Annotated in this window: 25 protein-coding genes; 10 read left to right on the top strand and 15 right to left on the bottom strand. The window is 68.7% G+C overall.

Going from position 1 to position 24,678, the window contains the following annotated elements:
• Positions 1 to 1,299 (top strand): M20 family metallo-hydrolase, encoded by a 1,299-nt coding sequence (locus tag ACOGXE_RS14250; RefSeq protein WP_419931565.1) that lies wholly within the window; start codon positions 1 to 3, stop codon positions 1,297 to 1,299.
• Positions 1,300 to 1,305: 6 nt separating this feature from the next.
• Here ACOGXE_RS14250 and ACOGXE_RS14245 read toward each other — a convergent pair whose 3' ends face one another.
• Together ACOGXE_RS14245 and merB are read right to left on the bottom strand one after the other, a co-directional pair.
• Complete coding sequence (locus ACOGXE_RS14245) at positions 1,306 to 1,953, bottom strand: hypothetical protein (protein ID WP_419931564.1); 648 nt, start codon at positions 1,951 to 1,953, stop codon at positions 1,306 to 1,308.
• A gap of 6 nt (positions 1,954 to 1,959) precedes the next feature.
• A complete protein-coding gene (gene merB / locus ACOGXE_RS14240; protein WP_419931563.1) occupies positions 1,960 to 2,451 on the bottom strand; it encodes an organomercurial lyase in 492 nt (163 codons plus the stop codon).
• 86 nt (positions 2,452 to 2,537) lie between these two features.
• On the opposite strand from merB, the gene ACOGXE_RS14235 reads away from it, so the two are divergent.
• Positions 2,538 to 3,302, top strand: coding sequence for a nitroreductase family protein (locus ACOGXE_RS14235; protein ID WP_419931562.1), 765 nt, complete (start codon positions 2,538 to 2,540; stop codon positions 3,300 to 3,302).
• A 43-nt stretch (positions 3,303 to 3,345) separates the two neighbouring features.
• Here the strand turns inward: ACOGXE_RS14235 and ACOGXE_RS14230 are convergent, their stop codons facing one another.
• Together ACOGXE_RS14230 and ACOGXE_RS14225 are read right to left on the bottom strand one after the other, a co-directional pair.
• Positions 3,346 to 4,002 carry a GOLPH3/VPS74 family protein gene (locus ACOGXE_RS14230; RefSeq protein WP_419931561.1) on the bottom strand — a complete coding sequence of 219 codons (657 nt, stop codon included), beginning with the start codon at positions 4,000 to 4,002 and terminating at the stop codon, positions 3,346 to 3,348.
• A gap of 113 nt (positions 4,003 to 4,115) precedes the next feature.
• Positions 4,116 to 4,823 (bottom strand): DUF192 domain-containing protein, encoded by a 708-nt coding sequence (locus ACOGXE_RS14225; RefSeq protein WP_419931560.1) that lies wholly within the window; start codon positions 4,821 to 4,823, stop codon positions 4,116 to 4,118.
• 69 nt (positions 4,824 to 4,892) lie between these two features.
• On the opposite strand from ACOGXE_RS14225, the gene ACOGXE_RS14220 reads away from it, so the two are divergent.
• The 4 genes from ACOGXE_RS14220 to ACOGXE_RS14205 all read left to right on the top strand — a co-directional run bounded on the left by ACOGXE_RS14220 (position 4,893) and on the right by ACOGXE_RS14205 (position 10,638).
• The gene (locus ACOGXE_RS14220; protein WP_419931559.1) at positions 4,893 to 7,880 is read left to right on the top strand and encodes a cytochrome P450; all 2,988 of its coding nucleotides are present in this window, start codon (positions 4,893 to 4,895) and stop codon (positions 7,878 to 7,880) included.
• An 89-nt stretch (positions 7,881 to 7,969) separates the two neighbouring features.
• Positions 7,970 to 8,833, top strand: a complete 864-nt coding sequence (locus ACOGXE_RS14215; protein ID WP_419931558.1) for an SDR family NAD(P)-dependent oxidoreductase — start codon at positions 7,970 to 7,972, stop codon at positions 8,831 to 8,833.
• 18 nt (positions 8,834 to 8,851) lie between these two features.
• Entirely contained in the window at positions 8,852 to 9,670 is an 819-nt protein-coding gene (locus tag ACOGXE_RS14210) for an SDR family NAD(P)-dependent oxidoreductase (RefSeq protein WP_419931557.1), read from the top strand.
• 47 nt (positions 9,671 to 9,717) lie between these two features.
• Entirely contained in the window at positions 9,718 to 10,638 is a 921-nt protein-coding gene (locus ACOGXE_RS14205; protein ID WP_419931556.1) for a D-isomer specific 2-hydroxyacid dehydrogenase family protein, read from the top strand.
• 41 nt (positions 10,639 to 10,679) lie between these two features.
• Here ACOGXE_RS14205 and pheT read toward each other — a convergent pair whose 3' ends face one another.
• The 6 genes from pheT to infC all read right to left on the bottom strand — a co-directional run bounded on the left by pheT (position 10,680) and on the right by infC (position 16,389).
• On the bottom strand, positions 10,680 to 13,094 hold the full coding sequence (pheT, locus tag ACOGXE_RS14200; RefSeq protein WP_419931555.1) for a phenylalanine--tRNA ligase subunit beta: 2,415 nt from the start codon (positions 13,092 to 13,094) through the stop codon (positions 10,680 to 10,682).
• A 19-nt stretch (positions 13,095 to 13,113) separates the two neighbouring features.
• Positions 13,114 to 14,166 carry a phenylalanine--tRNA ligase subunit alpha gene (gene pheS, locus ACOGXE_RS14195; RefSeq protein WP_419933527.1) on the bottom strand — a complete coding sequence of 351 codons (1,053 nt, stop codon included), beginning with the start codon at positions 14,164 to 14,166 and terminating at the stop codon, positions 13,114 to 13,116.
• Positions 14,167 to 14,269: 103 nt separating this feature from the next.
• On the bottom strand, positions 14,270 to 15,103 hold the full coding sequence (locus ACOGXE_RS14190; RefSeq protein WP_419931554.1) for a TrmH family RNA methyltransferase: 834 nt from the start codon (positions 15,101 to 15,103) through the stop codon (positions 14,270 to 14,272).
• Between the two features lie 79 nt (positions 15,104 to 15,182).
• On the bottom strand, positions 15,183 to 15,563 hold the full coding sequence (rplT, locus tag ACOGXE_RS14185) for a 50S ribosomal protein L20 (protein ID WP_419931553.1): 381 nt from the start codon (positions 15,561 to 15,563) through the stop codon (positions 15,183 to 15,185).
• A gap of 58 nt (positions 15,564 to 15,621) precedes the next feature.
• A complete protein-coding gene (rpmI, locus tag ACOGXE_RS14180) occupies positions 15,622 to 15,816 on the bottom strand; it encodes a 50S ribosomal protein L35 (protein WP_419931552.1) in 195 nt (64 codons plus the stop codon).
• Between the two features lie 72 nt (positions 15,817 to 15,888).
• A complete protein-coding gene (gene infC, locus ACOGXE_RS14175) occupies positions 15,889 to 16,389 on the bottom strand; it encodes a translation initiation factor IF-3 (protein WP_419931551.1) in 501 nt (166 codons plus the stop codon).
• 245 nt (positions 16,390 to 16,634) lie between these two features.
• On the opposite strand from infC, the gene ACOGXE_RS14170 reads away from it, so the two are divergent.
• On the top strand, positions 16,635 to 17,129 hold the full coding sequence (locus tag ACOGXE_RS14170) for a hypothetical protein (protein WP_419931550.1): 495 nt from the start codon (positions 16,635 to 16,637) through the stop codon (positions 17,127 to 17,129).
• Between the two features lie 82 nt (positions 17,130 to 17,211).
• A complete protein-coding gene (gene hisG / locus ACOGXE_RS14165; protein ID WP_419931549.1) occupies positions 17,212 to 18,087 on the top strand; it encodes an ATP phosphoribosyltransferase in 876 nt (291 codons plus the stop codon).
• Here hisG and ACOGXE_RS14160 read toward each other — a convergent pair.
• From ACOGXE_RS14160 to ACOGXE_RS14145, 4 genes are read right to left on the bottom strand one after another with little or no spacing between them, the layout of a single operon-like run.
• Positions 18,084 to 19,382, bottom strand: a complete 1,299-nt coding sequence (locus ACOGXE_RS14160) for a bifunctional 3,4-dihydroxy-2-butanone-4-phosphate synthase/GTP cyclohydrolase II (RefSeq protein WP_419931548.1) — start codon at positions 19,380 to 19,382, stop codon at positions 18,084 to 18,086. The genes hisG and ACOGXE_RS14160 overlap by 4 nt on opposite strands.
• Positions 19,383 to 19,389: 7 nt before the next feature.
• On the bottom strand, positions 19,390 to 20,028 hold the full coding sequence (locus ACOGXE_RS14155) for a riboflavin synthase (protein WP_419931547.1): 639 nt from the start codon (positions 20,026 to 20,028) through the stop codon (positions 19,390 to 19,392).
• 25 nt (positions 20,029 to 20,053) lie between these two features.
• Complete coding sequence (ribD, locus tag ACOGXE_RS14150) at positions 20,054 to 21,100, bottom strand: bifunctional diaminohydroxyphosphoribosylaminopyrimidine deaminase/5-amino-6-(5-phosphoribosylamino)uracil reductase RibD (protein WP_419931546.1); 1,047 nt, start codon at positions 21,098 to 21,100, stop codon at positions 20,054 to 20,056.
• Positions 21,100 to 21,621, bottom strand: a complete 522-nt coding sequence (locus ACOGXE_RS14145) for a MogA/MoaB family molybdenum cofactor biosynthesis protein (protein WP_419931545.1) — start codon at positions 21,619 to 21,621, stop codon at positions 21,100 to 21,102. Before ACOGXE_RS14145 ends, ribD begins: the two co-directional genes overlap by 1 nt.
• Before the next feature lie 102 nt (positions 21,622 to 21,723).
• Between ACOGXE_RS14145 and ACOGXE_RS14140 the strand changes: the two genes are divergently transcribed.
• Positions 21,724 to 22,887 carry an amidohydrolase family protein gene (locus ACOGXE_RS14140; RefSeq protein ID WP_419931544.1) on the top strand — a complete coding sequence of 388 codons (1,164 nt, stop codon included), beginning with the start codon at positions 21,724 to 21,726 and terminating at the stop codon, positions 22,885 to 22,887.
• Positions 22,888 to 22,962: 75 nt separating this feature from the next.
• Entirely contained in the window at positions 22,963 to 23,391 is a 429-nt protein-coding gene (locus ACOGXE_RS14135) for a hypothetical protein (protein ID WP_419931543.1), read from the top strand.
• 25 nt (positions 23,392 to 23,416) lie between these two features.
• On the opposite strand, the gene ACOGXE_RS14130 is transcribed toward ACOGXE_RS14135, so the two are convergent.
• Positions 23,417 to 24,622, bottom strand: a complete 1,206-nt coding sequence (locus ACOGXE_RS14130; RefSeq protein ID WP_419931542.1) for a CaiB/BaiF CoA transferase family protein — start codon at positions 24,620 to 24,622, stop codon at positions 23,417 to 23,419.
• Positions 24,623 to 24,678: the final 56 nt, after the last annotated feature.

The raw sequence follows: 24,678 nt of genomic DNA, 5'->3' as shown, positions 1-24,678 counted from the left end.
GTGAATTCGAGCCGGTACGCAGTGGACGGTGAGCGCCTCTGGAACACGCTCGCCGCCTTGGCAGAGATCGGCGCGACGCCAGCAGGCGGGGTCGCCCGGGTCGCGCTGACCGATGAGGACCGGGCGGGGCGCGACCGGTTCGTGTCGTGGGTGCAAGAGCTGGGCTGCAGTGTCCACATCGACCAGATGGGCAACCTGTTCGCCCGCCGCGAGGGCACCGACCCCGGGCGCGCACCGGTGGTGATCGGCAGCCACCTCGACAGCCAGCCCACCGGCGGCCGCTACGACGGCGCCTACGGCGTGATGGTCGGCCTCGAAGTGCTCCGTGTGCTGCACGACCACGGCATCGGCACGGCGGCCCCGGTCGAGGTCGTGTCGTGGACCAACGAAGAGGGAGCGCGCTTCCCGCCGGCAATGATCGGCTCAGGCGTCTACGCGGGAGCATTCGGCCTGGACGAGGGATTGGAAGCACCCGGTGTCGACGGCACCACGCTGGGAGCTGAGCTGGCGCGCATCGGCTACGCCGGCGACGAGCCGTGCGGCGCCCCCGACGGTGCGGGCCGCCGGCCGATCGGGCACTACATCGAGCCGCACATCGAGCAGGGCCCCATCCTGGAAGCTGCCGGCGTGACCCTCGGCACCGTCACCGGGGTGCAGGGAATCCGCTGGTACGACGTGTCGATCGAGGGACAGTCGGCTCATGCCGGCAGCACGCCGATGGAGCACCGCTCCGATGCGATGGTGGCTGCCGCACGGCTGGTGTGCGAGGCCGACGAGATCGCAGCCCGCCGGGCACCGCAGGGACGTGCCACGGTGGGCACGCTCGCAACCGGGACCGGCTCGCGCAACACCGTGGCGGGCTCAGTCGAGCTCACGATCGACCTGCGCCATCCCGACGCCGCAGAGCTGGAAGCAATGCATGACGAGCTGCTGGCCTGCGCCGACGGTCCTACGTTCGGCAGGCAGCCCAGCGCCGCATCGAGCGGCGTCAGGCAGCCCAGCCGGTCGCTGCCCCGGCCGCAGATCTCCCCGATCTGGTATTCGCCGCCGATCGTGTTCGACCCGGCAGTCGTGAACGCTGTGCGCGACGGCGCGATCGCAGCGGGCTTCGAGCCCATGGACATCACCTCAGGGGCAGGTCACGACGCCTGCTACGTGTCGCAGGTAGCGCCTACTGGGATGCTGTTCATTCCCTGCGCCGACGGGCTGTCGCACAACGAGGCGGAGTCGATCCTGCCGGAGCACGCCACGGCTGGCGCTCAGGCCACGCTGAACGCCGTGCTGTCCTTGGCCGGCTAGCGCAGCTCAGCTGAGCTCGGCCAACGCCTGGCACTTGAGGATTGCTCGCGCGGATTGCTCCATCGCCGTCCACGCGGGCTGATCGGCCACCTCGCCCTGCCAGCCCATCTGTCCCAGCCGTTCAGAGAGCCGCCTGTCGCCGGCACCCACATCGGCCCGGGCGATCCAGCCGGTGGCGGCCTGGACGTCTCGTACTGCCGATCGCCGGGTCTCGGTCCAATGTTGCGGGTCGGCGTCGGGCAGCGGATCGGCGGGGACGGCAACGATCATCGCTCTGGCGGTGTTGCGCCAGTGCCGGGCGACCTCGACCGGCACCGCTGCGGGCCACTCCCCCAGCAGCTGCTGCTCGACGCTGCGGTCATCAGGCGACGCGCCGTCGACGACGCTGATGTCGACGCTGCTCAGCGAGGCGGCCGCCGCCGTCGTGGCCCGCACATCGGGGCGTGGCGGCGTCATCCGCTCGCGCAGCTCGGCGAATGCGCCGGCGGCCTCGGGGCCGGTCACCCAGGAGATGAAGTCGCTGCGGCCGCGAGCCCGGAACATCGGCGAGGAGAACGTGTCAGCCCACCACTCCACCGGTCGCAGCAGATGCGCCATGCGGGGGTCGAATTCCTCCCAGTCACGGGCGTGCTCTTCCGACCGGAAGAGATTCATGCCCGCTCAGCGGAACGGACGGTTGGCTGCGTCGCCGCCGACCATGCTCCGCGTGTAGCCGACCATCGTCGGCGGGTCGACGGACAGGATCTCCTCGTCGCGCATCTCGATGCGCAGGGGCTCGCCGCCCAGCAGACACGGTGCGTCCACGGTGACAGTTCGGCCCGGAAACAGCCAGCGGCACGCCAGTGCCTCGAAACCGCATTGGGCGAACCATCGCTGCTTGCCGTCGACGCTCACCCGGTACTGGGTGGGCTGGTTGTTGAACGGAGGGAACGACGCAATCCAGTCGGTGCCGGGATGCATCCAGCCAGGCGTAAGGTCGATGACTCGTGTGATCAGCGCTTTGGCCCGCAGCGGCTCGACGCCCAACGTGCGGGCCAACTCGGCGTAATGGGGTGCAACGCCGGTCGAGACGATCTCACCCATGATCGCGGCATAGGCGGCGTCGAGCTCCTCCAGCGGGAGCTGCTCTGGGTCAATCACGCCTGGTGCCATGTCGCGACTGTAGAAGGGGGCACGCGCACCTGCTGCCTGCGGTTCGCCATGGCGAGGTGCTCCCCGTCCACAAGTAGCTTGCGGCAATGGCTGCGCCGATCCCGTCCAACGCCGACCTGACCGCACCGCGCTTCGAGTCGCTGATGGAGGTGATCCGGCTGCGCCGCTCAGTGCGCAGCTTCGAGCCGCCGCCCGAGCCGTTGCCTGCCGAGGTGCTGCGCGGCATCTGCGAGGCCGGTCGCTGGGCGCCGTCAGGTGCCAACACCCAGCCGTGGCATTTCGTGGTCGCGGCGGAGCGAGCCGACGTGCTGGCCGTATCCGATGTGTTCGTGCGACAAGCCGACCGGCTGGTGGAGCACTGCCGGGGATTCCCCCACGTACACAAGAAGCACTGGCTGCACAACTCGCTGGCCATCGTGCTGCTCTTCTGCGATCCCCGATGGGTCGACTCGTACCCGGTCAGCGACCACGACGGCTGGCACGACGAGTACGCCGCCAACAATCAAAAGATCCTGCTGGCCTCGGTGGGTGCCGCCGCGCAGAACATGCACCTGGCGGCGGCTGCATACGGCCTCACGACAGCGTGGCTGAGCGGGGGCGGCGAGGACACAACCGCCCTGGAGCTGCGTGAGCTCCTCGGGGTGCCCGAGCCGCTGGTGCCGATTGCCACACTCCCCATCGGCTGGCCGCACCGGCGCGCCGAGTCGCGCTACCGCCACCCGCTCGATCAGCTCATCCACTGGGGCCGCTGGGACCCCGAGCGCACACCGGCCGACGACGCCGTGCAGACCTACGTGAGCGGGGTCCGCCGGCAGGCCATGTACCGCGGCAGCGAGACCTTGGAGGACTGAGGCGTCAGGCCTGCGGCTGCGCAGGCCCGACTGAGCGGCTCAGCTACAGCATGAAGCGGCTGACTGTGGAGCTGGCCAGCCACATCTCGATGTCGCGGATGGCCTGCGTCATAGCCTGGCCGATCAGATCCAGCTTGCGCACCTGCTCGATGCGGGGCGCTGCCTGCTCCAGTTCCGACTTGGACAGCAGTTCGCCGAAAATGCCGCAGGCGTCGGTCAGCGCGATGATCACGACGTCACGCGGGCCGGGGATCTCGTCGCTGAACAGCACGCCCATGATGCGCAGCTTCACCTCGCGCTCGGCCTTGCCGTCGATCATCGGGTAGCGGCGGGAACGGAACACCCACAGGTGCCGGTCGTCCTTGCGCTCGAGAATGCCCCGGTCGACGAGACGTGCGAATGCCTCTTCGCGGATGCCTTCGGCACGCGAGGCCACGAACTCCACCCAGTAGCGCGAATCGCTCTCAGACTGCTGGGCGGCGATCTGGGCCAGCGTGGGATCGAGCAGACCGTCGCCGATCGGCGTCGAGTCGATCAGCATGAGCTTCTCCAGATCGGTGTCGATCCGGTTCTCCATCGCCAGGTCCATGAGCACCGATCCGGCGATCACCCGGTCGAGCGTTCGCTCGGGCACATGGATCAGCTTGCCGTCGTCGTCTCGCAGCAGCAGGAGCAGAATCTCTTCGGCAAATCTCAGCATGGTCCCGATCCAACTCCCGTCATGTCGGCTGTGCAGTGGCGCACGAAGCGGCCGCGGCACCGCAGCGTAGTTGGCAATGGAGCGATCCCCTTGCCGTCGCCCGCGTCATGTGCTCAGGCGTCGCGGCGCTGCTCGACCATCACTTCGACGAGTTCGGCAACGGCGAGGCCGATGTCGAAGGCTGGGCCCACAGGATGCTCGATTGCGATGCGATACGGGCCTTCGGGGCGGTAGCGCTCACATTCGTCCGACGGCGTCGGCGGCAGGCACGGCGCCATGTCGGCGGCCGACACGACCGAGCCGCTTGCGGCGACGAAGGTGATCCGCAGCGGCAGTGGCGTATCGCGCATCCAGAACGCGCCGGAGGTGTCCCCGTCGAAGACGAACACCATTGCGGCATAGCCACCCAACGTCGAGAAGTCTTCGACACCCATGAGTCCCCGCTGGCGTGCTTCGGGAGTGTCGGCGACGATGACCGGCCACAGCTGCGTGCCGTCGAGCCCGGTCACGCCGAGCACGCCCTCAGCGAAGCCGTCCGGCGGCGTCGCGGTTGCCAGCACCTGTCGGGCGTATGCCAGCGGATCCACCACGGTCGTCCGCGGGGGCTGGGTGGTCGCCGGCGATGTGTCGGCCGGTTGGGCGCCGCCCACGGCCGACGACGGCACAGCGACGGTCGCGAGCGTGGCTGCCGGCGATGCCACGGCCGCGGTGGTCGCGCTCGGCGGGATGAGGCCGCCGCTTCGCGTGGACTCCTGCACCGAGCAGCCCGCAATCGCCAGTACGGCAGCGCAGCCTGCCGCCAGCCTCCGAACCGCATCCACACCGAGAGTGTGCCCAAGCGGCTGCGGCGCGCGGTGGGAGTGAGCCTCAATCGTGATGAGATAGAGGCCGTGAACAGCACGACCGCCGCGCTGAACGGCACCGGCGCGCCGATCCGATCCGTTGACGACGAGGGAGCAGTGCCGTTCGCCGACTTCGCGATCGGGGAATTCGCCGACCTCGTGGCGATGAGCCGGGAGCTCAGCCGCTCCGGCGATTGGGTGGTCCGAACGCCCTTCGGGCTGTTCGTCCACGGCTATGACGAAGCTCGCACGATCCTGCGCGATCCTGCATGGATCTCGATGCTCGCCGGCATCGCGATGCTGGATGGTTCGGGCCGGACACCGGTCAACTTCAACGCCTTCATGGCGCGGGCCCGCCGCGACGCGCCTCCGAGTCCTGGCGACGAGGCCATGCGGGCCCGGCCGAACGTGCTGGCAATGGAAGGCGACGACCACCACCGGTTGCGCCGCCTGTTCGGCCGCGCCTTCACGCCGGCAGCCGCTGATCGCCTGCGTCCCTTCATGGCAGCACACGCAGCCCGACTGATTGACCCGCTGATGGCGGCGGGCAGCGGCGAGATCGTGGCCGAGTTCTGCGATCCATATCCCGTGCCGGTCATCTGCCGCCTGCTGGGTGTGACCGACGACGACTGGGGCCAGTTCGGCCGCTGGGCAGAGACAATCTTCGGCCTCTTCGACGGCGATGCCGAAGCCGTCGTCGCCCGGCTCGACGACATCGCCGTCGCGCAAGCCGAGCTGAGCGCGTATGTGGTCGACCTGATCTCCCAACGCCGACAGAATCCAGCCGACGACCTGCTCAGCGAGCTGATCGGCGTCTCAGAGGAGGGCGACCGGCTGAGCCCCGACGAGCTGATCGGCATGGTCGAAGCGCTGCTGATCGCCGGCACCGACACCACGCGCAACCAGCTCGGCGCCACTCTCGCTGTGCTGGCCGACCGGCCCGAGCAGTACGCCGCACTGCGAGCCGATCCGGACCGCATTCCGGCCTACGTGGAGGAATCGCTCCGGTACATCGGCGCCGTGCGCACCGCTATGCGCATCGCCACGACCGACCTCGTGGTGGACGGGCTCTTGTTCCCCGCCGGCACGGTGGTCATGATCGGCCTGCACGCAGCGAGCCTGTCGGGTGGATGCCCGGCGCGCGAGGCCGCGGAGCCGAGCTCGACGCCGAGCTCGACGCCGAGCATCGCATCTGTCGAGCCGGATCCCTACGAGTTCGATCCGGCCGCGCCGCGCGAGCACCCGCACCTCGCCTTCGGCAGCGGTGCTCACCACTGCCTCGGCGCATTCCTGGCGCGAGCGGAGCTGCAGGAGGCACTGCGAGTCTTCGTCGAGCGGGTGGAGCACTTCGAGCTCGACGAGCCCGTCCAGTGGAAACCGCTCTCGATGGGCATCTGGGGTCCGTCCCGCATGCGCCTGCGCCTGAATGCACCGGCACTCAGCGCACGCGTGGACGCCGGCACCATGCCGCCCGCACACGCTCAGATCGATACCGGCACCTCAGCCGAGCGGGACCGCTACCTGGCCGAGGTGGCGCCGCTGCGCCGCGCCATCGCAGCAAGCGTCCCCGAGCTCATCGAGCGGCCGCGCTTTCCCCCGCTGGGCCGGCTCGTCGTCACCGCTGCGCGCATCGGCTGGGCGGTCTATGCCGGCCGGCTGCTGGACCGGCGACTCGATCCCGACGAGCGCCGCGAGCAGACCTACCGGCGACTGCGGCTCGCAGCCACCAAGCTCGGCCCGGCCTACATCAAGCTGGCACAGCTCATCGCCGCCGGTGAGGGCGTCTTCCCCGACGCGCTCGTGGCCGAGTGCCGGCTGTGCCGCGACCAAGTGCCTCCAGAACCGTGGTCGGCGATCCGCAGCGTCGTCGAGTCCGAGCTGGGAGAGCTTCATTTGCGCTTCTCCGAATTCGACAGCGAGGCGACCGCGGCAGCCTCTATCGCTCAGGTGCACGAGGCCCGCCTCGGCGACGGCACACGCGTCATGGTCAAGGTGCAGCGCACTCGCATCCGCAAGCGCGTCGAACGCGACCTCGCGGTGCTGGCGTGGATCGCACCCAAGCTGGTGGGTCGCATCCCCATCACCGCGCTGGCGAACCCGCCGGCGCTCGTGGAGCTCTTCGCCGAGACCATCACTGAGGAACTCGACTTCCGGGTCGAGGTGGCGAACCTGTTCGAAGTCGACCGTGCGCTGCGCGCCACCACCGCCGGCCGCTGGCAGGTGCCCGAGCCGGTGCTCGACGGTGTCACCGAGCGGGTGATCGTGATGAGCCCCGTCGCCGGCCGGCCGCTCAGCGAGCTGCAGCCCGCCGATCTTGCAGACGGCGAGGCTGCTGCGATCTTCCGCCAGATGAATGATGCACTGCTGCACGGCGCGTGCATGACAGGCGTCTTCCACGGCGACTTCCACGCAGGGAACGTGTTCATCGACACCGACGGCACGCCGCCCGGCCAGCCGCCGGCGATCGGGTTGGTCGACTTCGGAATCACGGGCCGGCTCGAAGGGCCCAAGCGGGTGGCCTTCCTGCGCTATGTGGTCGGGCTGCTCACCGGCGACCTGCAGTCGCAGATTGCCGGGATGATCGACCTGGGCGCCTTCGGACCTGGCAGCAACCCCGAGCGGGTCATCGAAGACCTGCGCCTCGACCGGCCGGGCTTCGACCCCCTCGAGCTCACCGAGGACGAATTCACCGCAGAGTTCCGGGCGCTCATCTCGGGACTGCTGGCGAACGGCGCACGCATTCCCAAGGAACTGATGCTGTTCATCAAGAACTTCGCCTACCTGTGCTCGGTGACCGGCGAGCTGGAGCCCGAGATGGAGGTGCTGGCCCAGTTCGAGCGCATCGCCTCGTCGTTCTTCGCCCGCAACGGCGTGCGGATGGCCACCGAGATCGGTTTCTCGCCTGCCCCCGACGATGTCGACGAGCGCATCATCCGCCAAGCCATGGGCATCTCGCCCAGGCATGAGCGAGTCACCTGGCGGCTCATCCGCGGTCGACGCACGGACCTCAAGGATCGGGTAGGCAATTCCGGCTGACGTGCCGGCGGGCGGCAACGTCTCGCTGTCGTGGGGCATGATCTTGCACTGTCGGCGGCACGAACTGATCCGCTGCAAGAGGAGAGACGATGGCTTCGGACACAGCGCCGCATGGAGCGGCGTCAGCAAGCACAGCAGGCCGGATGGCGGGCAAGGTGGCGGTGATCACCGGCGGGGCGTCGGGGATCGGGCGGGCCTGCGGGCTGCGCTTCGCGGCCGAGGGCGCCTCGATCGTGGTGGCCGACCTGAACCCCGCTCGCGCGGCGAATGTCGTCGACGAGATCAACGCGCTGGGCCGCGAGGCGGTCGCCGTGCAGGTGGACACCTCCGATCAGGAGCAGAACGACGCCATGGCCGACGCCGCGGTCGATGCCTTCGGACGCATCGACGCTTGCGTTGCGGCCGCCGGGATCTCGCACTCGGGCTATGTCAGCCGCGAGATCGATGAGCAAGCCGGGCAGGACCGCTTCGACCGCGGCGACATGTTCTTCATCGACAAGTCGCTGGAGTCGTGGCAGCGAGTCATCGACGTCAATCTCACCGGCGTGATGCTCACGAACCAGGCCGTGGCCCGCAAGATGCGCGACAGCGGCGGCGGTGCCATCGTCAACATCTCGTCGATTGCCGGCACCAACGTGCTCAAGGGCAGCTCGGACTACTGCGTGTCCAAGGCCGGCGTGTGGATGCTGACCCGCTGCGCCGCCCTGGAGCTCAGCCGCTACGGCATCCGCGTGAACGCCGTCGGGCCCGGCTATATCCAGACGTCCATGAGCGGCGCGGTGCTGGGCAACGAGCGGTGGGTGCGCGAACGCGAACGCGAGACCCCGCTCGGACGCCTCGGCGAGCCAGACGACATCGCCAACGCCTGCCTGTACCTGTGCAGCGACGACGCCAGCTTCGTGACCGGCGAGATCATCTTCCCCGACGGCGGCGTCATGGCCGCCGGCCGCTAGGCGAACGTGGCCAGCGCCATGAATCGTCTGGACGGCAAGGTGGCGGTGATCACCGGCGGCGCGTCGGGCATCGGCCGGGCGTGCGCACTGCGCTTCTCCGAGGAGGGAGCGTCGGTGCTAGTGGCCGACCTGAACCCGGCTCGGGCCGAGGCAGTGGCCGCGGAGATCGCCAACCGCGGCCGACCTGCGAGCTGGACGCAGGTAGACACAGCCGATCCGGAGCAGAACGAGGCGATGGCCGAGGCCGCGGTCACGGCGTTCGGACGGCTCGACGCGTGCGTGGCCGCAGCCGGCATCTCCCATGCGGGCTACGTCAGCCGGGAGATTCCCGAACAGGTCGACCAGGATGTCTATGAGCGTGGCGACCGGTGGCTTCTCGGGAAATCGCTGGAGTCGTGGCAGCGAGTGATCGACGTGAACCTCACCGGCGTCATGCTCACCAACCAGTCGGTGGCACGCCGCATGCGCGACAACGGGGGCGGCGCCATCGTGAACATCGCCTCGGTGGCAGGCCTGATGGCGCTGCCGGCCGCCTCGGACTACTGCGTGTCCAAAACCGGCGTGTGGATGCTGACCCGTTGCGCCGCGCTGGAGCTCAATCGCTACGGCATCCGGGTGAACGCGGTTGCGCCCGGATACATCCGCACCTCCATGACGGCGTCGATGACCGGCAGCGACGAATGGGTGCGCGAGCGCGAGCGGGAGACGCCGCTGGGGCGGCTCGGCGAACCCGTCGACATTGCCAACGCCTGCCTGTACTTGTGCAGCGACGAGGCCAGCTTCGTGACCGGCGAGATCATCTGCCCGGACGGTGGTCTCGCAGCCGACATCCGCTGAGGCGTCTGAATGGTCTGTGACGAGGGCACCGGCAGCAGGACCGCACGATGAGCGCGCTGGTCGCCGTCGAGCCGGACTGCTGGCGGCGTCCCGTGCTGGCTGAGGCCGTCGTACGAGGCGGGGGCACGGTGAGCACTCCGGATGCGGCATCGGCGCTGGTGTGGGCGGAGCCCACGCAAGCGCACCTCATCGGGGAACTGGTGGATGCGAATCCCGGCATCGAATGGGTGCAGCTCCCCTACGCGGGCATCGAGCCCGTCGTCGACATCGTGACCGCCCGGCCTGGCCTCGAGTGGTACTGCGGCAAAGGCGTGTACGCGGAGCCTGTCGCCGAGCACGCGCTGATGCTGGCGCTGGCCGGCCTGCGAGGTATGGCGACCTACGCCAGAGCATCGCAATGGACCGCGCCCGAGGGGCGCAACCTGCTCGGTGCCAATGTGACCGTGCTCGGCGGCGGCGGCATCACCGAGTCGCTGCTGCGCCTGCTTGCGCCGTTCGACTGCGAGGTGACGGTGCTGCGCAACCGGCCCGCACCGATGGCAGAGGCATCGCGCGTGGTGGGCCCCGAGGCGCTCGCGGACATCCTTCCGGGCACCGATGTTCTGGTGCTGGCGCTGGCGCTCACCCCGGAGACGGCCGGCATCATCGGGGCTGCGGAGCTGGCGGCACTGCCAGATCACGCCTGGGTGGTGAACGTCGCGAGGGGCGGTCACATCGTCACCAATGACTTGGTTGCAGCGCTGCAGACGGGTCAGATCGGCGGCGCAGCGCTGGATGTGACCGATCCTGAGCCATTGCCCGATGGACATCCGCTGTGGGGCCTGCCCAACTGCCTGATCACGCCGCACATCGGCAATACGCCTGAGATGGGGCTGGTGCTGCTGGCCGATCGGGTGGCTGCGAATGTGGCTCGCAGGGTTGCCGGTGAGGCGCTGATCGGGCCGGTGTATCTGGAGTTGGGTTACTGACCCCCCATGCGCCCCTCGTTTTCTGGCGCGCTCAGCCTGATTCAGCGGAGGGTTGCGTGGTGGGTTTGCTCTACGGCGTCTATGCAGCGCTGGCGGATTTCGGCCGCTTGCTGGTCGGTGAGGGTGCGGTCGTCGGCTTGGAGGCGCAGGCGGTAGGCCAGCGAGCGGGTGCCGGCGGCCATCTGGCCGCCTCGGTAGACGTCGAACAGTTCCGCTGAACGCAGCTCCTGCCCGCCGGCCGACAGCAGCGTGTCGCGAACCGCGGAAGCCTGGACACTGTCGGGGACGGCGAAGGCCAAGTCGATGTCGCTTGACGGGTAGGTGGACACGATTTGGTACGGCCGGTCGGCCGCAGCAGATGCGGCTGCGAGCAGCAACTCCACGTCGAGCTGCAGCCAGGCACAGCGATCCGTCAGCCCGTGGCGTTCGCACACGACTGGATCGATCTCGCCGACAACGCCAACCGGACGCTCGCCGAGCAGCGCCTCAGCCGCCCGGACCGGGTGCATGCCGTCGAGGTCTCGAGCGTTGTGCAGCTTGATCTCCAAGCCGAACGCCGCCTCGATCAGACCGCACAGCTGCATCGCGTCAGCGACCGCGCCGTCTGCCCAGATGGCGCCGAGGTGCTCGGTCTCGGTGGGCAGCTCGCTGGTCGCGCTCTGCGCGGACGGAGGTCCGAACACGACGCCCATCTCGAACAGCGACACCGTGTCGTTGCGGTGGGAGCTGTTGTACGCGGCGGCTGCGAGCAGGCCGGGGAGCAGCGATGGGCGCAGGATCGATTCCTCGGTTGCGAGGGGGTTCAGCAGCCTCACCGGTTCGGCATCGTCGATGCCAGCACGCCGCACGGCATCGGGTGCGAGGAAGGGATTGGGCATCGCCTCGGAGAGGCCCGCGCCGACGAGCACGCGGCGCAGGTCGCGGCGCAAGCCCTGAACTGGTGTGAGGCGCCCGGGCTCGGGTGAGCGGGGCACGGTCCGGCCGAGCCGCCCGTAGCCGTAGTGGCGGGCGACTTCCTCGGCCACATCGGTTTCAGTCTCGACATCCGGGCGGAAGCTCGGGATCGTCACCTCGAGGGTGCCTTCGTCTCCTTCAGCGGTGTCATCGGACGCAGCGCTCGTCATGCCGATCGGGTTGAGCAGGTCCCCGAGGTCGGTGGCGGTGAAGGGTCGCCCGAGCAGGTGGCCCATCCGGGCTGGACGCACCGCGACGTTCCTGTGTCCCGGCAGATCGCCGCGGGCGTCGAGGCGACCGCGGCACACCGACACACCGCCGGGCGTCACTCGGTCCAGCAGTTCGCAGAACCGGTCCAGTGCAATCGGCACCAGCTCGTAGTCGGTGCCGCGCTCGAAACGCATCGAGGCCTCCGAACGCAGGCCCAGCCGTTGGGAGGTGCGGCTGATCGACAGGCGATCCCACCATGCGAGTTCGAGCAGCACCGTTGTCGTGTCGTCGCTGATCTCGGTGTTCTCGCCGCCCATCACTCCCGAGATGCCGATGGGCCGGTCGTCCCGATCGACGATCAGGCCGTCGCCGGGGAGCATCTCGCGTTCTGTGCCGTCGAGCGTGACGAGACGCTCTCCCCCTGTACTGCGGCGTGTCCCCAGGTGGCCGCCGGGCACGAGCGCCAGGTCGTAGGTGTGGTTCGGCGTGCCCAGCTCGAGCATCACGTAGTTCGATACGTCCACCACGGAGTTGATCGGGCGCATGCCGCACAGGGTGAGCCGGGCCTGCATCCACAGCGGCGACTGGCCGATGGAGACGTCGGAGATGACGCGCACGCCGAATCGTCCGCAGAGATCGGCGTCGATGATCTCCACCGATGCCACCGACGAGATGTCCTGGCCGGTCTCGCTGAGGGACGGCTCAGGAATCTGGAACGGCACACCCAGGCGGGCTGCCAGATCGCGCGCGACCCCTGCCACCGACATCGCATCGGGACGGTTCGGGTTGACCTCGAGGTCGTACAGCACATCGCCGGCCAGGCCGAGCTGGGACATGAGCGGAGCGCCGATCTCCATGTCACCGGGCAAAATCATGATGCCGTCGGCATCGGCGCCCAGTTCGAGCTCCGCAGCGGAGCAGCACATGCCCTCGGAGGCCTCGCCGCGCATGCGCCGCTCACTGACCTGCAGGCCGTCCGGCAGCGTGGCACCGATGGTGGCGAGCGGCACGAGGTCGCCCACGGACATATTGAACGCGCCGCAGCACACCTGCAGCGCGCCGTCGGCCCCCTCACCGGAAAAGCCGGGCAGCTCGACGTCCACGAGCTGGATGCGGTCGGCCTCAGGGTGAGGCCGCAGGCCGGCCACACGAGCCACGACGACCCCGTCCAGCGACGGCAGGGTCCGCATCTCCTCCACCGCCATGCCGAGGTCGCTCAGGTGGTCGGCTAGCTCGGCAGGGTCGCCCTCGATGGGCGCGAACTCGCGCAGCCAGCTCAGCAGCACCTTCATGACGTCACGACTCCCTGCATCAGAACTGGCTGAGGAAGCGGATGTCGTTGGTGTACATGTCGCGCAGGTCGTCGATGCCGTGGCGCATCAGCGCCAGCCGGTCGATGCCGAAGCCGAACGCGAACCCGGTCCATTCCTCGAAGTCGATACCGCAGTTCGTCAGCACGTTGGGGTGCACCATGCCGCAGCCGCCCAGCTCGATCCAGCCGGTGCGCTGGCAGGTCTGGCAACCAGCGCCCTCGCAGATCACGCAGTTGATGTCGAACTCGGCCGACGGCTCGGTGAACGGGAAATAGGACGGTCGCAACCGCGACGAGATCGCCTTGCCGAAGTAGGCAGAGGTGAACTCTTCGAGCGTGCCCGCCAGGTCGGTGAACGAGATGCCTCGATCCACGACGAGGCCCTCGATCTGGTGGAAGACCGGCATGTGGCTGGCATCCGCGGTGTCACGCCGGAACACCCGGCCGGGGCAGATGGTGTAGATCGGCGGCGGCTGGGACTCCATGACCCGGATCTGCACCGGCGAAGTGTGGGTCCGCAGCACGACGTTGGTTGCCTCACCGCCCTCGCCGTCGCCGAGTTCGGTGCGCTCGCCCATGTCCAGATAGAGCGTGTCCCACATGGAGCGTGCGGGATGCGCGGCCGGCAGATTCAGCGCTTCGAAGTTGTACCAGTCGGTCTCGGCCTGGGGCCCCTCAGAGACCGTGAAGCCCATGCCCACGAACACGTCCTCAAGACGCTCCGTGGTCTGGGTGACCAGGTGAAGGTGGCCACGGCCCGGTCCGGACGGCGTCTCGGTGAGGTCCAGCCACTCACGCTGCAGCTGCTCCCGGCGTGCCGACGCGGCCAGCTCGTCGGCCGCCGCGGCGTGGGCTGCGCGCAGCTCCTGCTGCGCCTCGTTGAGCGCACGCCCGACTGCGGCTCGCTGCTGCGGCTCCAGCGTTCCCAGACCCTGCTTGATCCGCCCCAGTGCCGACTTGCGCCCGAACAGCGTTGATTCGATCCCTGCGAGCTCGTCTGCTGTTGACGCGTTGGTCACTGACAGCAGGCCGAGCGTGCGCGCCTCAGCGATCTCAGCGAGCAGCGCTTCGGGCGATGCCTCAGAGGAGGGGTTGGCGGCTGGGCCGTTCACGGCAGGCAGGGTACGAGCCTTCTGCGACGAACGGCAGGGATTCTCAGGCGTCGGCCCGCATCGCGTACATCAGCACGGCGGCGGCAACGCCGACGTTGAGCGAGTCCACCGGATGCTGCATGGGAATCGCGACGGCCACATCGGTGCCGCCGACCGCCTCGGCCGAAGGCCCATGCGCTTCGTTGCCCACCACGAGCGCCATGTGCTCGGCGGAGCGCAGTTCGTCCACCCCGACATCGCCGTCGGGAGCCGCACGCACACGCACATGGCCGGCATCGGCAAGGGCGTCGAGCACCTGGGCAGTGGGATGCCCGCGGCACACCAGCGGCCCGAAGGTCAGCCCTGCCGCACCGCGCAGCGCTTTCGGGCTCCACAGGTCGGTCGAACCGTGCGTGGCGATGACCGCATCGAAGCCTGCGGCGACAGCGCTTCGCACTACAGCGCCGGCATTGCCGGGGTCACGCACTGCTTCGAGCACCACCACCCGTGCTGCAGTTGCCGCCTCGTCAAGCGGCGCGTCGGCGAAGCGTGCGATTGCCAGCACGCCTTGGGGGTTCATGGCGTCGGCAAGCGGGTCCAGCACGTCTGCGGGCACCGGGTGGATCGCTCCGATCCGCTCCCGGTAGCCGGCGCCTAGGCGCGAAGCGTCGGGATGCTCATCGGGAGCGCCCGCCGGCGCATACCGGTCGACCAGCTCGGGGCGCGCGAACACGGCCTCGAGCGTGGCCCCGCTGGCCAGCGCCCCGTCGACCGCCCTGGGCCCCTCGACGACGGCCAGGCCTGAGGCGTCTCGCTGGCGCCGGTCGCGCACCAAGCGCGACAGCCGCGACAGCGCGGCCTTGGACGGAGGGTCGGGATCTGCGCCTGCTCGTTGCATCACCTGATGCTTGTCGCTCTTGTTCGCTGCGCTCACGGGGCCGCTGGGCCCCCCGATGGCGCAGTCGGCTCAGGAGTGCTCAGGCGGCTGTGTCCACTGCGCCGCCGGCAAGTGCAGTTTCGGCGCGCTCGGCGATCGCGGCGAACGCTTGGGGGTCGCTCACGGCCAGGTCGGCCAGGTTCTTGCGGTCGACGGCGACGCCTGCAACATCCAGCCCGTGCATGAGCCGGCTGTAGGTGGTGCCGTTCTGGCGCGCCGCAGCGTTGATGCGCTGGATCCACAGGCGCCGGAACTCGCCCTTGCGGGCCCGGCGGTCGCGGAACGCGTACTGCCCGCTGTGCATGACCTGCTCATTGGCCGCCCGGAACGATCTGCTCTTGTTGCCGTAGTAGCCCTTCGCCTTCTGGAGCGTCGCCTTGCGGCGGGTGCGACTCGCTACGGATCGCTTGACTCGTGCCACGGTGGTGTGTCCTTGCTAGTTCGGGATTGCCTGCGGTTGGTGTGGCTGGAGGCGCCGCTCAGCGGCCCAGCATGCGGTTGACCCGCTTGCGGTCAGCCGCCGACACCTCGCCCTCGAGCGCCAGCCACCGCTTGCGTGCAGATGACTTCTTCTCGAGCAGGTGGTTGCGGTTGCGCTTGCGCCGCACGAGCTTGCCGGAACCGGTGGTCTTGAAGCGCTTCTTGGCTCCGCTGTGGGTCTTCATCTTGGGCATGGTCTTGCTGCCTTGCTTGTGGGTTTCGATGGATGTGGCGCTGCGCGGCGGGTTGCACGCGCTCGCCGCAGCTCAGTCGCTGGGCGGGTCTGCGGCCTTGCGACGCTGGCGTGAAGCACGATCCGGGCTCAGCAACATCGTCATGTTGCGCCCGTCGAGGCGGGGGAACTGGTCGACCTTCCCGACATCGGCAACCGCTTCGGCCACCCGTTCGAGAATCTGGCCGCCGAGCTCGGGATGAAACACCTCACGTCCCCTGAACATGACGGTGACCTTCACCTTGTGGCCGTCCTCGAGGAACTTGCAGACCTTGGACGTCTTGGTGCCGAAGTCGCCGGTCCCGATCTTGGGCCGGTACTTCATCTCCTTCAGTCCGGCATGGGTCGCCTTGCGCCGCGACTCCTTTGCTCGCTGCGCCGCCTCGTACTTGTACTTGCCGTAATCCATGATCCGGCAGACCGGCGGGGCGGCGTTCGGCGCCACCTCGACGAGGTCCAAGTCCATATTGCGGGCGATTTGCAGAGCCTCGGGAACCGACTTGATGCCGATCTGCTCGCCGTCGGGTGCGACCAAGCGGACCTCGCGGACCCTGATGTCCTCGTTGATCCGGGCGTCACCGTCACTTGCGCGTGCTATGGCCGTACTCGCTTGTCCAAAGGACGCTCCTCGTCCACGCGGCGCCCTGTGCGAGCCCAGTACCGGAACGCGCCCTGCGGCGGTTCGGTGGGGGTCAGACCCCGCTTGTTCCAGTTGTAGGGGCCGTAGGGTAACAGCGCCGGAGAAAGCCAGCACAGCCGATCCGAGCGGGGAGATCAGCGATGAGCACGTTGTGGACACCGGAGGGTGAGCATCGCGTGCCCCGCGAGAACGCCGACGCGCCGCCGGCGCCGCCGGCCGACGAAGGAGGCGCCTTCAATACGGCCGACGAGGCAGAGGGCGGTGCCTTCGCCGGCGAACTCGACATCGATCCAGAGACCGGGCTGCCGATCGACCCGCGCACCGGCGAGCCGTTCGACCCCGAAGAGCTGGCCGAGATGCAGGAGCAGCTGCGCGAGGCCCAGGAACAGCTCGTCTCGGTGCCCGCGGCAGAGATCGTGCAGAACCACATGATGGGGCTGTTCGAGCTGGCCGCGCTGCACCTGCGGCGGGACCCGCCCGATCTCCCCGAGGCGCGGCTGCCGATTGACGCCCTGGGCCTGCTGGTGGACAACCTCGCCGACCAGCTGCCTGCGGGCGAGACGCTGCGGGGGGCGCTGCAGCAGATCCGGCTGGCCTACGTGGAGCTTCACAAGCGCCAGACGGCAGCCGAATAGGAACGGGACCCGAGACAGCCCGGCCTGACGGCACAGAAAATCGGCAGGGCACCGCAGGGCACCGCAGGTACCGTTACCGCCCGTGCTCAAGCTCGTACTCCCGAAGGGTTCGCTCGAAGAAGCGACCCTGCAGCTGTTCTCAGACGCCGATCTGCCGGTGCGCCGGAGCTCGGCGGTGGACTACCGCGCCACTGTCGACGACCCTCGCATCGACGACGTGCGCATCCTGCGGCCCCAGGAGATCCCGTCATATGTGGCCGACGGCCTGTTCGACTTGGGCATCGCCGGGCGGGACTGGATCGAAGAGACCAGCAGCGATGTGGTCTCGCTGGGCGAGCTTCGCTACTCCAAGGCCACCTCGCGGCCGGTGCGCATCGTCGTGGCGGTACCGCAGGACAGCGCCTTCGCTTCGCTTTCGGACTTGCCGGACGGTGTACGCGTGTCGAGCGAGTATCCCGAGCTGACCCGGCGCTTCTTCGCCGACCGCGGTGTCAACGCCGACGTTCGATTGAGCTATGGCGCGACCGAGGCCAAGGCCCCCGACATTGTGGATGCCGTGGTGGACCTGACCGAGACCGGGCGCGCGCTGCGCGCCGCCGGCCTGCGAATCATCGACGAGATCCTCACGAGCTACACCGAGATCTTCACCAACCGTGCCGCGTACGAAGACCCAGCCAAGCGCCGGGCGATGACGCAGATCAAGACCCTGCTGGACGGGGTGCTGGACGCTCGCGGCCGCGTGCTGGTGAAGCTGAACGTCGGGCGCGAGCATCTCGACGCCGTGGTGAATCTGCTGCCCTCGATGAAGGCCCCGACGGTGAACGAGCTGTGGGGCGGCGAGGCCTACGCGGTGGAGACCGTCGTGCCGAAGAACCAGATCAACGTGCTCATTCCCGAGCTGCTGGAACGAGGCGCGACCGACATCATCGAGATGCCGATCTCCAAGATCGTCCCCTAGTCGGCGAGCGGGGGCGCCTCTTCGAGTTCTTCGGCGACTTCGACTGCGCCGTCGGCCGCGTCGTCCATGAGGTGGCCCAAGCGCATCTTCTTGGTGCGCAGGTAGGCCCGGTTGTAGGGATTCGCGTTCGACGACGTCGGCACTCGCTCGACGACTTCCAGCCCGTAGCCCGACAGCCCGCCGATCTTGTTGGGGTTGTTGGTCATCAGCCGCATCCGCTGCACACCGAGCTCGGCCAAGATCTGCGCCCCGATGCCGTACTCCCTGCTGTCCACCGGCAGGCCCAGCTCCAGGTTGGCGTCGACCGTGTCGCGGCCAGCATCCTGCAGCGAGTACGCCGCAATCTTGTGACCGATGCCGATGCCGCGGCCCTCGTGGCCCCGCAGGTACACCAGCACGCCTGCGCCGGCTTCGGCGATGGCCTCGAGCGCACTGTGCAGCTGCGATCCGCAATCGCAGCGCATCGACGCCAGGATGTCGCCGGTCAGGCATTCGCTGTGAACGCGCACCAGCACAGGTTCTGCGCCCATCACGGATCCGTACGTCAACGCCAGGTGTTCGGTGTCGTCGAAGTCGCGGAAGACGTGGCCGGTGAACTCGCCGTAGATGGTGGGGATGCGGGCCTGCGAGATCGGGTCGACCAAGCGCTCGTTGACGCGCCGGTAACGGATGAGGTCGGCAATCGAGATGAGCAGCAGCCCGTGACGCTCGCAGAATTCGATGAGATCGGGCACGCGGGCCATGGTCCCGTCGTCGTTGACCACCTCGCAGAGCACTCCCGCCGGGTGGCAACCGGCCAGCCGGGCGAGGTCCACTGCGGCTTCGGTGTGCCCGGCCCGCTTCAGCACGCCGCCCGGCCGGTAGCGCAGCGGCAGCACGTGACCGGGACGGTTGAAGTCGTTCGCGTTGGACTTGGGGTCTGCCAGCAGGTTGAGCGTGCGTGAGCGGTCTGCAGCCGAGATCCCGGTAGTGGTGCCCTCCGCGGCATCGACCGTGACCGTGTAGGCGGTGCGCATGGACTCGGTGTTGACCGTCACCATGAGCGGAAGCGCCAGATCGTCGAGGCGCTCCCCCATCAGGGGCGCGCAGATGACACCCGACGTGTAGCGCACGAAGAACGCCATCGCCTCGGGTGTGGCGTGCTCGGCCGCCATGATGAGGTCGCCCTCGTTCTCGCGGTCCTCGTCGTCGACCACCACCACGATCTCTCCCCGACCGATCGCGTCGATCGCGTCGGGAATGGCAGCGAACGGCGACGCAGGAGGCGCGTCGTCGGCTGCGTTGCGGTCGGTCATGCCGGACTCACTTGCCTTCTGATGCGCCGACGCCGAGTGCGTCGGCTGGTGCGGTTGCTGCACCATTCTGCCCGAGCAGGCGCTCGACGTAACGGGCGAGGACGTCGACCTCCAGGTTGACGAGGTCGCCGGCCTGCGCGGTGCCCATGGTGGTCATGGCCATGGTGTGCGGGATGAGCGCCACCGAGAACTCGCATCCGCCCTCGTCGTCGTCGGTGATGTCGAAGCAGGTCAGGCTGATGCCGTTGAGGGTCACCGAGCCTTTCTCCACCAGGTAGCGGCGCAAGCTGCCCTCGGGCGGCACTGCGACGCGAAGGTCGGGGGCTGGGTGGACAATGGTCGCCACCCCGTCGACGTGGCCCTGCACGAGGTGCCCGCCGAGCCGGTCGGCGTAGCGCATGCAGCGCTCGAGGTTCACGGGGTCACCTTCCGCCAGTGCGCCCAGCGCAGTTCGCTTGACAGTCTCAGCGCTGACGTCGGCCTCCCACCAGCCGTCCCCCATCTCGACCACTGTCAGGCAGCAGCCATTCACCGCGATCGAGTCGTCGACAGCGGCGTCGGTGAGCACGAGCGCGGCAGTGAACCGGTACCGCTCGCCGTCGCGGCCGGCAAAGCTGCCGAGTTCTTCGACGAGTCCTGTGTACATCGCCCGTCCTTCCAGCGATCCGTTATCAGCTTGCCGGATGCCCGGCGGCGGGATCTGAAACGACGGTACCGGCCGCATGCCCGGCTGCCAGCATCGTGATGCGCACATCGGGCCCGACCTGCCGAAGCTCAGCGATGTCGCCGCGCCACAGCTCTCCGATGGTGGGCGCACCCTCGCCCGTCAGCATGGGCAGCCCGTCGTGGCCGCCCATGAGCGCCGGCGCCAGATAGATGACGTACTCGTCAACCAAGCCGGCCCGATGGAACTTTCCGGCAACACCGGCGCCGCCCTCCACCAGCAGCTCCACCACACCGTCAGCCGCCAGCCTGGCCAGCACCTCGCCTGGCGGCCCGCTCACCTCGGTGCACGGGTGGACGTTTGCCCCGGCCGGTACCGCGCCCAGCACGAAGCGTCTCGGATCGGCGCCCGGCGCATCCCGCACGGTGAGCGATGGGTTGTCGGCACGCACGGTTCCCGCGCCGACGAGCACAGCGTCGCAACGGGCGCGCAAGGCGTGCGCATCGGCACGGGCCTCGGGCGAGGTGATCCACTGCGACGTGCCGTCAGCGGCCGCAACCCGCCCGTCCATGGTGGCTGCCAGCTTCAGCACGACCCACGGCCGGCCCTCGCGCCGCTGGTGCAGGTACGGCCGAAGCGAGCATTCGACGGCGGCAGCGCCGACGCCATCATCGACCTCGATGCCTGCTGCCCGCAGCGCCTCGATGCCGCTGCCGGCCACGTTGGGATCTGGGTCGGTCACGCCGACGGCGACCCGGGCGATGCCGGCTGAGATGACCGCCTCGACGCACGGCGCTGTGCGGCCCGTGTGCGAGCACGGTTCGAGCGTGGTGGACAGGGTCCCGCCGGCTGGGTCGGCACCCGCGTCGCGGGCTGCATCCAGCGCAACAATCTCGGCGTGCCTGCCCGGTGGTGGCTCAGTGGCGCCCTCGAACGTCTGCCCATCGGCCGTGACGAGCACGGCGCCCACCCACGGATTCGGTGCCGTCGTGCCGCGCACGCTCTCCCCCAGCTCCACCGCACGATTCATGCGCGTGATGCCGTCGGCCGGCATCAGTGCAGCCGTTCGCCGGCCAGCAATGCGAGTGCGTGCGGGAGCACGTCGGCCACGGCCTCGAAGCACTCGACGCAGCCCTTGGTGGAGCCGGGCGTGTTCAGCACGATCGCGTGCCCGATGATGCCCGCGACGCCTCGGGAGAGCCGGCCCAACGGGTTCACCAGCCGCATCGCCTCGGCCAGGCCCGGGGCTTCCCGCTCGATGACGGCACGGGTGCCTTCTGGCGTGAGATCCCGCTCGGTGAAGCCGGTCCCGCCGGTCGAGACAATGAGGCCCTCGAACCGGTCCGACATCGACCGCAGGGCATCGGCCACCGTGTCGACGCCGTCGGCCACGACGCGTCGCTCGACCACCTCGTATCCGGCGCCAGCCAGCGCTTCGCCCAGCGCCTCGCCGCTGCGATCATCACGCGTTCCGGCGATCACGCCGTCGGAGACTGTGAGCACCTTGGCGGCGAGCTGGTGCTCGCCGTCGGGCGGGCTGTGAGCGTGATGATGTGCCGCATGCGATCCGGCCATCGCGGCAGGCTACCGACGCTCATGTGAGCGTTCCCCTGGCCGACTCGCTGCACCCGTCGGCAGACCCGGCGGCTCGCTTCGCCCCGTCACTAACCTGCGGTCATGGCATATGCGAGCGGCCGGACCTACCTCGATGCCGACAGCCACCTCATGGAGCTGCCGGACTTCCTGCAGTCACACGCTGAGAGCGACATGGCGGACCGTCTCCCGCTGATCGAATTCTCCAGCGCAGGCGAATCGGTGAACAACTTCGAGGCGGCGGGCGGCAGCCGTTCGCACACGCCCGAGACCGTGGCCGATCTTGTCGCGATGGGAGACGACCTGATCCGGGGACCGAAGGGGTACCACGCGCTCGGAGCGTTCAACTCCGCCGAACGCACGACGGCGCTGGACCTGCTGGGCTTCGACCGGCAGTTCGTGTTCGCCACCTTCAGCGCCGGCGTGGTGTTCGACCCCAAGCTGGACCACGACGTCCGCTACGGCGCGGCTCGTGCGCACAACCGCGGCATGGCTGAGTTCTGCGCCGACGACGACCGCATGATCGGCGTGGCGTTGCTGCCGCTCGACGACCCCCAGATGGCGATGGACGAGATGTCGTTTGCCCTCGAGGCGGGGCTGGGTGCCATGTGGGTGCCGCACCGTCCTGCCGGTGGCAGGTCACCGGGTCACGACGACCTCGACCCGGTCTGGGCGCAGATGGCTGAAGCCGGTGTGCCGTTCCTGCTGCATGTCGGCGGGAACCCGCTGCAGATCGCGCCGGAGTGGATGAACACGGGTCGCCCCACGCCGACGGATTGGCTGGGCGGCGGCGAGAACGTCCGCGGCAAGGACATGGTCGCGCTCCACCATGCAGCCGAGACATTCGTGGGGGTGCTGGTGCTCGACGGCGTGCTGAGCCGGCACCCGAACCTGCGCGGCGGGGTCGTGGAGCTCGGCGCAGCCTGGGTGCCCCAGATGCTGCGCCGGCTGGACGTGACCGTGGAGACCTGGAAGCGCTCCGAGCCTGAGCTCGCTGCGTTCAGCGAGCTGCCGTCGGAACAGGTCACGCGGCAGATGGCTTTCACGCCCTACCCCATCGAGGACGTCGGCGCGATGATCCGCGAGTCCAACGAGCACCTGTACATGTTCTCGAGCGACTACCCCCACATCGAGGGAGGCCGGAACCCGCTGGGCCGCTTCAACGCCTCGCTCGAAGGCTTCGACGGCGGTGTGCTGGACCGGTTCTTTGCCGACAACATGGCAGAGCTGATCGGCGATCGGTCCTGACCCCGGACGTCCGCCGATCCGTGGTATCCCCGCGGCAGGAACCGTTCCGGCCCCGAGGAGGAATCGAGGTCACCTATGACAGCAATCAGTGAAGTGAGCCGCGTCGTCACGTTCGATCTCGACACCGTCCGCGTTGTGCTGCACGTGCTGGCGGTGACGGTGTGGATCGGCGGCCAGATCGTTGTCGGGGCGGTGGTGCCGGTCGTCGGGCGTGCCTTCCCGGGCTCGGGCAAGGTGGCAGCGAAGGCCTTCTCACGCGTGGCGTGGCCCGCATTCGGCATCGCCGTGGCGACCGGACTGTGGGGCATGCTGGCCATCCCCAGCGAGGAGACGAGCACCGGCTGGTCGATGCTGCTCGGCATCAAGATGCTGCTCGTGCTGATCTCCGGCGTGGGTGCGCTGGTGCATCAGAACGCCGGCGACAACGTGGCCAAGCGGGGCGCCGGCGCCGGCGTGTCACTGCTGTGCGGCCTGACGGCGCTGCTGTTCGGCGTGATGCTGTAACGCTGGCACCCGGGGACGAGCGCGGCTACCAGACGGCGCCGGCGACTCGCAGGTCGAGCACTTCGTCGTCGCTGTAGCCCAGTTCGCACAGGATTTCGTCGGTGTGCTCGCCGTAGTCGGCGGTACCGCCGCGCACACCCCGGAAGTCGTCCACATCGAACATGGCCGGCGGGCCGACGAAGCCGTCGTCGAAGGTCACCATGTACTCGTTGGCCAGGATGTCCGGGTTGTTCGCGATGTCCGTGACGCGATTCACCGGCGACACCCAGGCCCCGCATCCCCGGATCGTGCGCCACCAGACCTCGGTGGTGTCGGTCTTCATGTGCTCGGCGAACAGCGGCGTGAAGTCGTCACGGTTGGCGATCACGTCCTCGAAGGTCGCAAACCGCGGATCGTCCAGCCACGACTCGATGCCGACGGCGTGGGCCAGCCCCTCCCACTGCGCCTCCTGCAACACGGCAAGCGCGATCCAGCCGTCCGCCGTCTCGTACACCGTGAACAGCGGGTTCCAGGCTCCGGAGACATCGAAGCGATCCATGCGCTGACCCACGTTCGCAGCGACGCCCACGGCCTGGCTGGTCAGCCAGAGCAGCGCCTGGGTCTGCGAGGTGCCCACCACGCAGCCCTTGCCGGTGCGCGCACGCTTGATCAGCCCGGCCATCACGGCCGAGGCCATGTTGGATCCCGTCAGGATGTCGCTGAGCGCGCCCGGCGGATAGGTGGGTTCGTCGGTGGGCGCGATCGCATCCATGAAGCCGGCGTGCGCCATGCCCACGGTGTCCTGGCAGAGGTCTTCGGCCAGCTCGCCTCGCAGACCGAACCCGCCGCCCCGGCAGTACACCAGCTGGGGATTGATCGCGAGCAGCGTGTCGGCATCTGCGCCGTAGCGGGCGAGACCGGCGGCCCGCAAGTTGGTGATGAATGCATCGGCGCCGCCGATCAAGCGCTCGAATACCGGGCGGCCTGCTTCCGAAGCAATGTCCAGCACCAAAGATCGCTTGTTCCGGTTGACGGATCCGTACAGCCATTCTTGGCCGCGTTCGTCGAAGGTCACGCCGAACAGGCTGGTGAAGCTGCGCAAGTAGTCGGCCTGGCCCACCTGCTCGATCTTGATGACGTCCGCGCCGAGCGATGCCAAGGTGAGGCCGCTTGTCGGGCCTTGCACGTACATCGTCATCTCGACGACCTGTATGCCGGCGAGCGGCGCCTCTGCGGCAGTCTCGTCGTGCATCGACCCTCCAGCCCAGCCTGCATATCGAAGCAGGCTCGCCGTTCACGCGCTTGACT

The organism is Candidatus Poriferisodalis sp. (assembly GCF_965208555.1).
Taxonomy (GTDB): domain Bacteria; phylum Actinomycetota; class Acidimicrobiia; order Acidimicrobiales; family Poriferisodalaceae; genus Poriferisodalis.
The sequence above is the reverse complement of the archived record's forward strand: the minus strand, read 5'-3'. Positions and strand labels throughout refer to the sequence as shown.